The organism is Streptomyces himalayensis subsp. himalayensis, assembly GCF_013778455.1.
Lineage (GTDB): Bacteria > Actinomycetota > Actinomycetes > Streptomycetales > Streptomycetaceae > Streptomyces > Streptomyces himalayensis.
Genome location: NZ_JACEHE010000001.1, coordinates 265,574 through 278,843, shown reverse-complemented (window position 1 = coordinate 278,843; position 13,270 = coordinate 265,574). Strand labels below are relative to the sequence as shown.

Genomic DNA, 13,270 nt, shown 5'->3' with positions numbered 1-13,270 from the left:
CGGTCACTGCCCGTACGCTGCTGACCGACGTGCAGATCATTCACGCGTCAACCGCAGTAATGGGATCACCCCACGGATTCCGGAAAGCACAGTCAGGGGCGGGGCGATGGAGCAGACGACACAGACCTCCCACAACGGCACCGCGGCGGCCACGCCGGGTGCCCAGCGCCGGGTGCTGGTGGTCGAGGACGACCCGACGATCGTCGAAGCCATCTCCGCGCGGCTGCGAGCCGAGGGATTCCTCGTGCAAACAGCGGGCGACGGACCGGCCGCCGTCGACACGGCCGAGGCATGGCAGCCCGATCTGCTGATTCTCGACGTCATGCTGCCCGGCTTCGACGGCCTCGAGGTGTGCCGCCGGGTGCAGGCACAGCGGCCGGTCCCGGTGCTGATGCTGACCGCTCGTGACGACGAGACCGACATGCTGGTCGGGCTCGGCGTCGGCGCGGACGACTACATGACCAAGCCGTTCTCGATGCGCGAGCTGGCCGCCCGGGTGCACGTCCTGCTGCGCCGCGTGGAGCGGGCCGCGCTCGCCGCGACCACCCCGCGCAGCGGCATACTGCGCCTCGGCGAGCTGGAGATCGACCACGCCCAGCGCAGGGTGCGGGTGCGCAGCGAGGACGTCCATCTGACGCCCACCGAGTTCGACCTTCTGGTGTGCCTCGCGAACACACCGCGTGCCGTGCTCTCCCGCGAGCAGCTGCTGGCGGAGGTGTGGGACTGGGCGGACGCCTCCGGCACCCGGACCGTCGACAGCCACATCAAGGCGCTGCGGCGCAAGATCGGCGCCGAGCGGATCCGCACGGTCCACGGCGTCGGGTACGCACTGGAGACGCCCACGCCATGAGCGCGTCGGCGGGGCTGCCGGGGGCGGGCCGGGGCGCGGGCAGGGACCCGGACCGGCCCGGAGAATCCTCGCGCCCGTACGAGGAGCCCTCGCACCCGCACGCGGAGCCCTGGCGCCGGCCGGCTCGACCAGCGCGCCGTGGCGCAGACCCCGGGGGCTCGCTGCGGCCGTTCTCGATCAAGACGAAGCTCGGCACCCTGGTCGTCGTCTCGGTCTTCATCACCACCGGCCTGCTGATGGTCGCGCTGCGCACGAAGACGGAGTTCCGCTTCATCACGGTCTTCTCGGTGATAGCGACCCTGCTGATCACCCAGTTCGTGGCGCACTCCCTCACCGCCCCGCTCGACGAGATGAACACCGTGGCCCGGGCCATCTCGCACGGCGACTACACACGGCGCGTGAGCGGCGCCGACCGGCGTGACGAGCTCGGCGACCTGGCCTCGACGATCAACCGCATGGCCGACGACCTGGAGGCCCAGGACCAGCAGCGCAAGGAGCTCGTCGCCAACGTCTCGCACGAACTGCGCACCCCCATCGCGGCCCTGCGCGCGGTCCTGGAGAACGTCGTCGACGGCGTATCGGCCGCCGACCCCGAGACGATGCGCACGGCCCTGAAGCAGACCGAGCGCCTGGGCCGCCTCGTCGAGACGCTGCTGGACCTGTCGCGGCTGGACAACGGCGTCGTACCGCTGAAGGCGCGCCGCTTCGAGGTGTGGCCTTACCTGTCGGGTGTGCTGAAGGAGGCCAACATGATCGCCTCGCAGCGCGCGGGCATCGCCTCCGGCTCCGGCAGCCATTCCCGTACGGACGTCCATCTGCACCTGGACGTGTCGCCGCCCGAGCTGACGGCGCACGCGGACCCGGAGCGGATCCACCAGGTCGTGGCCAACCTGATCGACAACGCGGTCAAGCACAGCCCGCCGCACGGCCGGGTGACACTGCGGGCGCGGCGCGGCCCGTATCCGGAGTCGCTGGACCTGGAGGTGCTGGACGAGGGTCCGGGCATCCCGCGGTCGGAGTGGCACCGGGTCTTCGAGCGGTTCAACCGCGGCAGGTACTCCCACGCGGCCTCGAAGGGGCCGGGCAGCGACGGCGGTACGGGCCTGGGCCTGGCGATCGCCCGCTGGGCCGTGGACCTGCACGGGGGCTCGATCGGCGTGGCCGAATCCACGCGCGGCTGCCGGATCCAGGTCACACTTCCGGGTCTGCCCCATCCGCAAAGTTGACGTAAAGTTCGAGTAGGCGGGGTCCCGAGGGGGCTCGACCGTGTGTCGGCGTACCCGCATAGGGGCACGTCCGTACGTCGGCGTACCCGCACACAGCGAAACCACGCTTGTTTCCCGCCATTTCAAGCGCCGAAACACGGTTTTCGATGTGACTTACACGACGGATCACCGGCCCGGCCTGCACCTCTCGGCGATGGAGGCGTAGCCTTTATTCCCGCTGTCCATCACCTTGTGAAGCGGAAGAGGGCGGTTGCCGCCGTGTCGCCACAGTCCCCCAGTAACTCGAGCATCTCCACCGAGACCGACCAAGCCGGGAAGAACCCAGCTGCCGCGTTCGGTGCCAACGAGTGGCTCGTCGACGAGATCTATCAGCAGTACCTCCAGGACCCGAATTCGGTAGACCGCGCCTGGTGGGACTTCTTCGCCGACTACAAGCCGGGTGGCGGCGCCGCCACCACGGCGAAGCCGGACGGTGCTGCTGTCGCGGGGGCCCCGGGCATCACCGCCGAGGCCCCTGCCGCGCCGAGCGCTCCCGCAGCCGCTCCGGCGCCCGCGGCCCCGGCAGCTCCGAGCGCCGCCGCACCGGCCGCCGCTCCCGCGGCGCCCAAGCCCGCTGCCGCTCCGGCCCCGGCCCCGGCCCCCGCGGCGAAGCCCGCCGCCGCTCCCGCTGCCAAGCCGGCGGCGGCGAAGCCCGCCGCCAAGGCCGCGCCCGCCGAGGCGCCCGCAGCTGCCGAGTACGTGACGCTGCGCGGCCCCTCCGCCGCCGTCGCGAAGAACATGAACGCGTCACTGGAGCTGCCGACGGCCACGTCCGTCCGCGCGGTCCCGGTGAAGCTGCTCTTCGACAACCGCATCGTCATCAACAACCACCTCAAGCGCGCCCGGGGCGGGAAGATCTCCTTCACCCACCTCATCGGGTACGCCATGGTGCAGGCCATCAAGGCCATGCCGTCGATGAACTGGCACTACGCGGAGAAGGACGGCAAGCCGACCCTCGTCAAGCCGCCGCACGTCAACTTCGGCCTCGCCATCGACCTGGTGAAGCCCAACGGCGACCGCCAGCTGGTCGTCGCGGGCATCAAGAAGGCCGAGACGCTGAACTTCTTCGAGTTCTGGCAGGCCTACGAGGACATCGTCCGCCGCGCCCGTGACGGCAAGCTGACGATGGACGACTTCACCGGCGTCACGGTCTCCCTGACCAACCCGGGCGGCCTCGGCACCGTGCACTCGGTCCCGCGTCTGATGCCGGGCCAGTCGGTGATCATGGGCGTCGGCTCGATGGACTACCCGGCCGAGTTCCAGGGCACGTCCCAGGACACGCTCAACAAGCTGGGCATCTCCAAGGTCATGACCCTGACCTCGACGTACGACCACCGCGTCATCCAGGGTGCGGCCTCCGGCGAGTTCCTGCGGATCGTCGCCAACTTCCTCCTCGGTGAGAACGGCTTCTACGACGAGATCTTCGAGGCGCTGCGCATCCCCTACGAGCCGGTCCGCTGGTTCAAGGACATCGACGCATCCCACGACGACGACGTCACGAAGGCCGCCCGCGTCTTCGAGCTGATCCACTCCTACCGGGTCCGCGGCCACCTCATGGCCGACACCGACCCGCTGGAGTACCGCCAGCGCAAGCACCCCGACCTGGACATCACCGAGCACGGGCTCACCCTGTGGGACCTGGAGCGCGAGTTCGCCGTCGGAGGCTTCGCCGGCAAGGCGATGATGACGCTGCGCGACGTCCTCGGCGTCCTGCGCGACTCGTACTGCCGCACCACCGGCATCGAGTACATGCACATCCAGGACCCCAAGCAGCGCAAGTGGATCCAGGACCGCGTGGAGCGCGGCCACACCAAGCCGGAGCGCGAGGAGCAGCTGCGCATCCTGCGACGGCTGAACGCCGCCGAGGCGTTCGAGACCTTCCTGCAGACGAAGTACGTCGGCCAGAAGCGCTTCTCGCTCGAGGGCGGCGAGTCGGTCATCCCGCTGCTCGACGCGGTCATCGACAGCGCTGCGGAGTCGCGTCTCGACGAGGTCGTCATCGGCATGGCCCACCGCGGCCGCCTGAACGTCCTGGCGAACATCGTCGGCAAGTCGTACGCGCAGATCTTCCGCGAGTTCGAGGGCAACCTCGACCCGAAGTCGATGCACGGCTCCGGCGACGTGAAGTACCACCTGGGCGCCGAGGGCACCTTCACCGGCCTGGACGGCGAGCAGATCAAGGTCTCGCTGACCGCCAACCCCTCGCACCTCGAGGCGGTCGACCCTGTCGTCGAGGGTGTCGCGCGCGCCAAGCAGGACATCATCGGCAAGGGCGGCTCGGACTTCACGGTCCTGCCGGTCGCCCTGCACGGTGACGCGGCCTTCGCGGGCCAGGGCGTCGTGGCCGAGACCCTGAACATGTCGCAGCTGCGCGGCTACCGCACCGGCGGCACGGTCCACATCGTCATCAACAACCAGGTCGGCTTCACGGCCGCGCCGGAGTCCTCGCGCTCGTCGATGTACTCCACCGACGTGGCCCGCATGATCGAGGCGCCGATCTTCCACGTGAACGGCGACGACCCGGAGGCCGTGGTCCGCGTGGCCCGTCTGGCCTTCGAGTTCCGCCAGGCGTTCAACAAGGACGTCGTCATCGACCTCATCTGCTACCGCCGCCGCGGTCACAACGAGGCCGACAACCCGTCCTTCACGCAGCCGCTGATGTACGACCTGATCGACAAGAAGCGCTCGGTGCGCAAGCTCTACACCGAGTCCCTCATCGGTCGCGGCGACATCACGCTGGAAGAGGCCGAGCAGGCGCTGCAGGACTACCAGGGCCAGCTGGAGAAGGTCTTCACGGAGGTCCGCGAGGCCACCTCGCAGCCCGCCGAGGCCCAGGTCCCGGACGCGAGGGCCGAGTTCCCGGTGGCCGTGACCACCGCGATCTCCCAGGAGATCGTGAAGCGGATCGCCGAGTCCCAGGTCAACATCCCCGAGCGGATCACCGTCCACCCGCGTCTGATGCCGCAGCTGCAGCGTCGCGCGACCATGGTCGAGGACGGCACGATCGACTGGGCGATGGGCGAGACCCTGGCGTTCGGCTCGCTGCTGCTCGAGGGCACCCCGGTCCGGCTGTCCGGCCAGGACTCCCGCCGCGGCACGTTCGGCCAGCGCCACGCGGTGCTGGTGGACCGCGAGACGGGCGAGGACTACACCCCGCTGCTGTACCTCTCGGACGACCAGGCGCGCTTCAACGTCTACGACTCGCTCCTGTCCGAGTACGCGGCGATGGGCTTCGAGTACGGCTACTCGCTGGCCCGCCCCGAGGCGCTCGTCCTCTGGGAGGCGCAGTTCGGTGACTTCGTCAACGGCGCGCAGACGGTCGTGGACGAGTTCATCTCGTCGGCCGAGCAGAAGTGGGGCCAGACGTCCGGCGTCACCCTGCTCCTGCCCCACGGCTACGAGGGCCAGGGCCCGGACCACTCCTCGGCCCGCCCGGAGCGCTTCCTGCAGCTCTGCGCCCAGAACAACATGACGGTCGCGATGCCGACCCTCCCGTCGAACTACTTCCACCTCCTGCGGTGGCAGGTGCACAACCCGCACCACAAGCCGCTGGTCGTCTTCACGCCGAAGTCGATGCTGCGCCTCAAGGCGGCGGCCTCGAAGACGGAGGAGTTCACCACGGGCGGCTTCCGTCCCGTCATCGCCGACGCGACGGTCGACCCGACCGCGGTCCGCAAGGTCGTCTTCTGCGCCGGCAAGGTCTACTACGACCTGGAGGCGGCGCGCGCCAAGCGCGGCGCCACGGACACGGCGATCATCCGCCTCGAGCGCCTGTACCCGCTGCCGGGTGCCGAGCTCCAGGCCGAGATCGCCAAGTACCCGAACGCCGAGAAGTACCTGTGGGCCCAGGAGGAGCCGGCCAACCAGGGTGCCTGGCCGTTCATCGCGCTCAACCTGATCGACCACCTGGACCTGGCGGTCGGCGAGGACATCCCGGCCCGCGAGCGCCTGCGCCGCATCTCGCGCCCGCACGGGTCGTCGCCGGCAGTGGGCTCCGCCAAGCGGCACCAGGCCGAGCAGGAGCAGCTGGTGCAGGAGGTCTTCGAGGCCTGAGCCTCGGAGCCTTCTCATAGGTGACCGACCGGAGGGCCCGGCCCCGAGTTCCTGGACTCGGTGCCGGGCCCTCCGGCGTCTGGACACAGGCGCACCCCATACCCTGTGAGAGAGAACCCATCCGCATCAGGAGCACGACTTGTACTTCACCGACCGCGGCATCGAGGAACTGGAGAAGCGGCGCGGCGAGGAGGAGATCACCTTCGAGTGGCTCGCCGAGCAGCTGCGTACGTTCGTCGATCTGAACCCCGACTTCGAGGTCCCGGTCGAGCGGCTGGCCACGTGGCTGGCGCGGCTGGACGACGAGGACGACGAGTAGCTTCCGCTTGCTGCGGGCGTCGGCAGGTGCTCAGTCCCGCGCGGCCATCCGGTCGTACGCGAGTCCGAGCGCCCCGTTGATGAGGAGCAGCGACCCCGCGACGACCCACCCCGCGCTGCGGTGGCGTACGCCCCAGAGGGCGAGTGGCAGGCCCGTCGCCAGCTGGGCCGCGGAGAGTGCGCGGGCATTCGGGCCGCGGAGCCAGGGGCCCAGGCGGGTGCCGGCCACCACGTCGAACTCGTCGCGGACGGCGTCGCGCCACCCTGGCCATTCGATGTGCTGGACGTCCGGCCGGCTGCGGGCGACCTCTCTCAGGCGGTGGGCAGGCTCGCCGGGGACGAGTCCGGCGGGAAGCGTCAGCCCCGCGCGCGTGAGGACCGTGATCAGGCCGAGCATGCGGGCGCGCGCGTCGGCGTCCGTGTCCGTCCTGGTCAGTTCGACCAGGGACTGCACGTCCAGCACCGGGTCCAGGCCGAGCCGGGCCGCGAAGGTGCGCATCGCCTCGTCCTGGCCGAGCGGCGTGCCGTTCGCCAGCCATTCGTAGCCGACCGTGCGGCGGAATCCCGAGGCGAGGGTGTAGCCGCTGCGGTCGTCGTCCCACCACAGGGCGAGTGCCGGCCAGGGCGCCCCTACGGCGAGCGCTGCGGCCCAGCCGCCGAGTACCCGGTCGACCGGCTCCCCGCCGTGAAGCCATGGTGTGCCCTCCGGAACGAGCACGCTCCACTCCGGCCCCGCATGGGCGAGCAGCATCCGCTCCCGCAGCAGCTGCGCTCCCGGCGCCACCGCGTCGGGTACGGCCCGGCACAGCAGCAGCGCCCCGGCGGCGCCGGCGTGCGCGAGTTCGCTGTCGGAGGCGGCGGAGGTGTCGTGCGACATACCCCCACGCTAGGGCACATAACGACCAATCGGCGTACAGGAACGTGCCGGGCCCAGGCCGCGGAAGAGTGGGTTCGCCAGAACGGGTGTCTTGTGTCTTGACTTCCCGTAGCCGCGATATATCGTGTGTGTGAGAAGACGCGATATGGCGCGTCGTCCCCTACGTCAGCCCACGGCGCCTCGGCCGCGGGGCGGCGTCGCTCCGCCCGAGGAGGCCGGTCCCATGCCCGAGTGGTCCGTCGCAGAGCCCAAGAAGCTCACGTTCAACGCCCCGGTGACGGCACTGCACGTGCGCATCGTCAACGGCACGGTGAACGTGGTGGGCACCGACGAAGCCGTACTGAACCGCGAGGGGGGCACACGGCTCGAGGTGTCCGAGATAGAGGGCCCTCCCCTGGTCGTCACCCAGGCCGACGGCACGCTCACCGTGGCGTACGAGGACCTGCCGTGGAAGGGCTTCCTCAAGTGGCTCGACCGCAAGGGCTGGCGGCGCAGCGCGGTGGTGTCGCTGGCCGTTCCGACGGGGACGCGCGTCGAGGTGGGCGTCGTCGGAGCCGGAGCGGTCGTCTCCGGAATCGAAGGGTGCACGGAGGTCAAGGGCGTCACCGGTGACACCACACTGCTCGGGCTCGCGGGGAGCACCCGGGCGGACACCGTCTCGGGCAGCGTCGAAGCCCAGGCCGTCAGGGGCGATCTCCGCTTCAACTCCGTGTCCGGCGACCTGACGGTCGTCGAGGGCGCGGGTTCGTGCGTACGAGCCGACTCTGTGAGCGGTTCCATGATCGTGGACCTCGACCCCACCGACCAGCCCACGGATGTCAGCCTCACGAGCGTGTCCGGCGAGATCGCGATCCGCCTGCCGCATCCGGCGGACGCGGAGGTGGAGGCGAACACGGCGAGCGGGACGGTGTCGAACGCCTTCGAGGACCTGCGGGTCAGCGGCCAGTGGGGCGCCAAGAGGATCACCGGCCGGCTGGGCGCGGGCAACGGAAAGCTGAAGGCGACGACGGTGTCGGGCTCGATCGCGTTGCTGCGCAGGCCACCTGCCGAGGACGAACCGGCCGAGGGGCCCCTGGACGCCCCACCCTCTGACGCCCCGTCCCCTGAGGGGCCGTCCCCGACCGTTGACGGCCCGTCCGGCGGCTTCGCCGACAGCTCCACCGACGTCCCGACCGACAAGAAGGTGCTCTGACATGCCTCCCGTCTTCGCCCACGGGCGACTGCGCCTGTATCTGCTGAAGCTGCTGGACGAGGCACCTCGGCACGGCTATGAGGTGATCCGCCTCCTGGAGGAGCGCTTCCAGGGTCTGTACGCGCCTTCGGCGGGCACGGTGTACCCGCGCCTGGCGAAGCTGGAGGCCGAAGGCCTGGTCACGCACACCACGGAGGGCGGCCGGAAGGTCTACGCGATTACGGACGCGGGACGGGACGAACTGGCCGACCGCAGCGGCGAGCTGGCCGATCTGGAGCTGGAGATCCGCGAATCGGTGGCGGAGCTCGCCGCCGAGATCCGCGCCGATGTGAGCGGGGCGGCGGGCGACTTGCGACGCGACATACGGGCGGCGGCGCAGGAGGCCCGCAGCAAGTCACGTGCCGGCGCAGGTGGCAAGGGGTTCCCGGAGGCGTCGGACTTCTTCGACGGGGCCTGGGGCGACACGGAGGCGTGGCGCCAGGCCAAGGAGGAGTTCAAGCGCGCCAAGCAGGAGTGGAAGGAGCAGGCTCGGCGCGCGAAGGACGAGAGTCGCCGGGCCCGCGAGGAGGCTCAGCGGGCACGCCGCCAGGCCAAGGAGGCCCAGGAGAAGGCGCACGCCCAGGCGACGGAGGAGTTCCAGCGCGTCGCCCAGCGCATCCAGGACCAGGTGCAGGACCACTTCGCGCGGGGTGACTGGCCGACAGGGGTGCGGGAGAGTCTCGCCGAACTGGCCAAGGAGTTCGGCGACTTCGGCAAGTACGTCGGGAAGGAGTCCGGCAAGGGCTTCGGCGCCGCGGGCCGCGCAGGCGCCTCGGAGTCACGGCCGGGAGTTCCGGAGCCCGACTTCCTGGGCGAGCAGGAGGGCTTCCCCGCCGACTTCGAGCCGGGCTGGGCCCATGAGGCCTCGACCGGCAATCCGGCACGCGACCTGGACCGCATCCTGGACCGCTTCCGCGACGACATCCGCGACGCGGCCCGGGACCACGGCGTGACGGAGGAGCAACTCCGCGAGGCCCGCCGTCACTTGTCGACGGCGGCGGCACATATCGGAGCGGTGCTGCGGACGCCGCGGATGTGACATGACGGCCGGCCACTCCTCGGGGGAGTTGCCGGCCGCCTCACCTCATGCCGCCGCAGGCCCGGCGGGCAGCAGCCGGTATCCGGGCCGACATCGGCCCACGCCTCAGCCGGTATCCGGGCCGACATCGGCCGCCCGCACGCCGGTATCCGGGCCGACTTCGGTCCGGCCTCAGCCCGCCTTCGCCTCTCCCCCTCCGCCCAGCACCCGCTCCACCGCCCCGTAGGTCACCCCATGTTCGGCGAGCACCTCGGCGGCGATGCCGGGACGGGCGGTCAGGGCGAGCAGGATGTGTTCGTCACCGATGGAGCGGTCGCCGCGGCCGAGCGCGATGCGCAGGGACTTCTCCAGCGTGCTCTTGGCCTCCGGGCCGAAGGGGCGGCGGCCCGTCCGCCGGCCCCGGCCCCTCCGGCTCGTGTCGTCGTCCAGCGCACCCACCCCGTGGACTTCCTCCACCCGGGACACGATCTCGGTCACGTCGATGCCCAGCCCTGCAAGCGCGTCCGTGTCGGCCTGCGACAACCCGCCGCGCCGTCGCGCCTCGGCCAGCGAACGCTCGACGGACTCCCGGCGACCGGTGACACCCAACGAGGCGAGCGCGAACGACGCACGGCTCCCCTCGCGGTCGAGCAGGGCGAGCAACATGTGCTCCTCGCCGACGGAGCCCGCATCCAGCCGCTCGGCATGCTCAACCGCGCCGGTCACCACAGCGCGGGCATGCTTCGTAAACCGCTCGAACATCAGCGCCTCCCGTACTTCTTGTGCACGGCCTGCCTGCTTACGCCGAGCTCCGCGGCGATCTCCTGCCACGACCAGCCCTGATTGCGCGCGCTGCGCACCTGAACCGCTTCGAGCTGCTCCAGCAGCCGCCGCAACGCGGCGACGGCCCGCAGCCCGACGCGCGGATCGCGATCACCTGCACGCTCGGCGAGATCCGTTGCTTCGGTCATGCCGTCAACTTACGTTGACAAGCCCTTCCTGTCAACCATCATTGACAGGAAGGGCTGAGCACCGGGCTGAGCACCGCCCCAAGAAACGAGAGAAACCAGCCGCTCACACAGTGAGGACGATCTTCCCGAACTGCCCGCCGGACTCCATCCGCTCGAAGCCCTCCCTCGCCCGGTCCAGCGGCAGCACCTCGTCGATCACGGGCCGCACCCCCGTCGCCGCGCAGAACGCGAGCAGATCCTCCAGCTCGTCCTTGGTGCCCATCGTGGAGCCGACGACCTTGAGTTCCAGGAAGAAGATGCGGGTGAGTTCCGCGTGCGAGGGGCGGTCGCCGCTCGTTGCGCCGGAGATGACCAGTGTGCCGCCCGGCCGCAGCGACTTGACGGAGTGCGACCAGGTGGCCGCTCCCACCGTCTCGATGACGGCGTCCACCCGCTCCGGCAGCCGCGCACCCGACTCGACCGCCTCCACGGCCCCCAGCTCCAGGGCGCGCTTGCGCTTGGCCTCGTCCCGGCTGGTGGCGAAGACCCGCAGCCCCGCAGCCTTGCCGAGCACGATCGCCGCCGTGGCGACCCCGCCGCCGGCGCCCTGCACGAGGACCGAGTCCCCGGGGCGTACACCGGCGTTGGTGAAGAGCATCCGGTACGCGGTGAGCCATGCGGTCGGCAGACAGGCGGCCTCCTCGAAGGAGAGCTCCTTCGGCTTCGGAAGCACGTTCCACGTGGGCACCGTGACCTGTTCGGCGAAGGTGCCCTGGTACTTCTCGGTGAGGATGGTCCGGGGCTCCTTCGGCCCGACTCCGTGGCCCGTCTGGCCGATGACGGAGTGCAGGACGACCTCGTTCCCGTCCTCGTCGATCCCGGCGGCATCGCAGCCGAGGATCATCGGCAGCTTGTCCTCACTCAGACCCACCCCGCGCAGCGACCACAGGTCGTGGTGGTTGAGGGAGGCGGCCTTGACGTTCACGGTGGTCCAGCCGGGCCGGGCCTCGGGAGCGGGGCGCTCCCCCAACTCAAGGCCGGTGAGAGGCTGGTCACGGTCAATACGGGCGGCGTAGGCAGCGAACATGACCTTGACGATAGGGGGGAGCAGGGCGGGGCGAAACGGCATGCGGGTGTGACACACCGCGCACCGAGCGCCTGCGGCGGGCCTCTGGCATCTGCACAGGCCGTTTTGACGCACCGTGCGTCGTGGGTTGTGCCCACCCTCCCCCAAGCTCTCGGCTTCTCCCCCAGCTAACGCTGGGAGGTGCCCCCCAGAGCAGGGGGGACCCCCATCGCCCCAGGCGGACGCATGCCCACAACGGTCATCCCCCCACGCCCGAAGGCGCGGACGGGCAGCCGGAATGCCCAACCGCACGGGTGGGTGGACGGGAAAACAAACCGGCCCCGCCCGGGGAAGGCCGAAGGCCGACCCGGGCGGAGCCGCAATTCACGCTCAGCGCAGAGCACTCGCCTAGCGGCGAGCAACACCTTCAGCCCGAGCTGCCGCGGCCACCGCCGCAGTCACCGCCGGAGCAACCCGCTCATCGAACGGCGACGGAATCACGTAGTCCGCCGCGAGGTCGTCCCCGACGACCCCCGCCAGCGCCTCCGCGGCCGCGATCTTCATGCCCTCGGTGATCCGGGAGGCCCGCACCTGCAGGGCGCCCGCGAAGATGCCCGGGAACGCGAGCACGTTGTTGATCTGATTCGGGAAGTCGGACCGTCCGGTCGCGACCACGGCCGCGTACTTGTGGGCGATGTCCGGGTGCACCTCTGGGTTCGGGTTCGCCATGGCGAACACGAATGCGCCCTCGGCCATCGACGCCACCGCCGGCTCCGGCACCGTACCGCCGGAGACGCCGATGAAGACGTCGGCGCCGGACAGGGCGGCCTCGAGGGAACCGCTGATCCCCGCCTTGTTGGTGATCTCGGCGAGCTCCCGCTTGACCGGCGTGAGGTCGTCGCGGTCGGCGCTGACGATGCCCTTGCGGTCGGCGACCGCGACATCCCCGATACCGGCCTCCAGCAGCATCTTCGCGATGGCGACGCCCGCCGCCCCCGCACCCGAGATCACCGCACGCAGATCACCCAGCGTCCGGCCGGTCAGCTTCGCCGCGTTCCGCAGGGCTGCGAGCGTGACGACGGCCGTGCCGTGCTGGTCGTCATGGAAGACCGGAATGTCGAGCCGCTCCTGGAGCCTGTGCTCGATCTCGAAGCAGCGCGGCGCCGAGATGTCCTCCAGATTGACGCCGCCGAACGAGGGGGCGAGCCGCACCACGGTGTCGACGATCTCGTCCGTGTCCGTCGTCGCCAGAGCGATCGGCACCGCGTCCACGCCGCCGAACTGCTTGAAAAGGATCGCCTTGCCCTCCATCACCGGAAGGGAGGCCTCCGGGCCGATGTCTCCGAGCCCGAGCACGGCCGTCCCGTCCGTCACGACGGCGACGACGTTCGACTTCCACGTGTAGTCGTGGACGAGGTCCGGCTGCTCGGCGATGGCGCTGCACACCTTGGCGACGCCGGGCGTGTACGCGAGGGACAGGTCGTCCTTGTCACGGACCGGCACCGTGGCCTGCACGGCCATCTTGCCGCCGCGGTGCAGCGCGAACGCCGGGTCGAACGAATCGAGGGGCTCACCCTCGCCCTCCTGACCCGTACTGCTGTCGCTGCGAGGATTGACGATCTCCGCTGCCACTTTGTTTTAC

Annotated in this window: 11 protein-coding genes; 6 read left to right on the top strand and 5 right to left on the bottom strand. The window is 70.5% G+C overall.

Translation table 11 applies throughout. The features are described from left to right. Positions 1–106: 106 nt before the first annotated feature. The 4 genes from H1D24_RS01275 to H1D24_RS01260 all read left to right on the top strand — a co-directional run bounded on the left by H1D24_RS01275 (position 107) and on the right by H1D24_RS01260 (position 6,487). Positions 107–850, top strand: coding sequence for a response regulator transcription factor (locus tag H1D24_RS01275; protein WP_181655438.1), 744 nt, complete (start codon positions 107–109; stop codon positions 848–850). Next, entirely contained in the window at positions 847–2,076 is a 1,230-nt protein-coding gene (locus H1D24_RS01270; protein WP_258563741.1) for a HAMP domain-containing sensor histidine kinase, read from the top strand. The genes H1D24_RS01275 and H1D24_RS01270 overlap by 4 nt, the downstream gene beginning before the upstream one ends. 258 nt (positions 2,077–2,334) lie before the next feature. Next, positions 2,335–6,168: a multifunctional oxoglutarate decarboxylase/oxoglutarate dehydrogenase thiamine pyrophosphate-binding subunit/dihydrolipoyllysine-residue succinyltransferase subunit gene (locus H1D24_RS01265; RefSeq protein ID WP_181655437.1), complete on the top strand. Its 3,834-nt coding sequence runs from the start codon at positions 2,335–2,337 to the stop codon at positions 6,166–6,168. 139 nt (positions 6,169–6,307) lie between these two features. Beyond that, positions 6,308–6,487 carry a DUF6104 family protein gene (locus H1D24_RS01260; RefSeq protein ID WP_028420339.1) on the top strand — a complete coding sequence of 60 codons (180 nt, stop codon included), beginning with the start codon at positions 6,308–6,310 and terminating at the stop codon, positions 6,485–6,487. A gap of 30 nt (positions 6,488–6,517) precedes the next feature. On the opposite strand, the gene H1D24_RS01255 is transcribed toward H1D24_RS01260, so the two are convergent. Then, positions 6,518–7,363, bottom strand: a complete 846-nt coding sequence (locus tag H1D24_RS01255) for a hypothetical protein (protein WP_181655436.1) — start codon at positions 7,361–7,363, stop codon at positions 6,518–6,520. Positions 7,364–7,586: 223 nt separating this feature from the next. On the opposite strand from H1D24_RS01255, the gene H1D24_RS01250 reads away from it, so the two are divergent. Both H1D24_RS01250 and H1D24_RS01245 read left to right on the top strand, forming a co-directional pair. Next, entirely contained in the window at positions 7,587–8,555 is a 969-nt protein-coding gene (locus H1D24_RS01250; RefSeq protein ID WP_181655435.1) for a DUF4097 family beta strand repeat-containing protein, read from the top strand. A 1-nt stretch (position 8,556) separates the two neighbouring features. Further along, positions 8,557–9,633 carry a PadR family transcriptional regulator gene (locus tag H1D24_RS01245; RefSeq protein ID WP_181655434.1) on the top strand — a complete coding sequence of 359 codons (1,077 nt, stop codon included), beginning with the start codon at positions 8,557–8,559 and terminating at the stop codon, positions 9,631–9,633. Between the two features lie 171 nt (positions 9,634–9,804). Here H1D24_RS01245 and H1D24_RS01240 read toward each other — a convergent pair whose 3' ends face one another. From H1D24_RS01240 to H1D24_RS01225, 4 genes are all read right to left on the bottom strand, one after another. Beyond that, on the bottom strand, positions 9,805–10,374 hold the full coding sequence (locus tag H1D24_RS01240) for a Clp protease N-terminal domain-containing protein (protein ID WP_181655433.1): 570 nt from the start codon (positions 10,372–10,374) through the stop codon (positions 9,805–9,807). After that, positions 10,374–10,583 (bottom strand): helix-turn-helix domain-containing protein, encoded by a 210-nt coding sequence (locus tag H1D24_RS01235; RefSeq protein ID WP_003997975.1) that lies wholly within the window; start codon positions 10,581–10,583, stop codon positions 10,374–10,376. Before H1D24_RS01235 ends, H1D24_RS01240 begins: the two co-directional genes overlap by 1 nt. 103 nt (positions 10,584–10,686) lie before the next feature. Next, positions 10,687–11,649, bottom strand: coding sequence for a zinc-binding dehydrogenase (locus tag H1D24_RS01230; protein WP_181655432.1), 963 nt, complete (start codon positions 11,647–11,649; stop codon positions 10,687–10,689). Positions 11,650–12,036: 387 nt separating this feature from the next. Then, a complete protein-coding gene (locus H1D24_RS01225) occupies positions 12,037–13,260 on the bottom strand; it encodes an NAD(P)-dependent malic enzyme (protein WP_181655431.1) in 1,224 nt (407 codons plus the stop codon). Between the last annotated feature and the right edge of the window lie 10 nt (positions 13,261–13,270).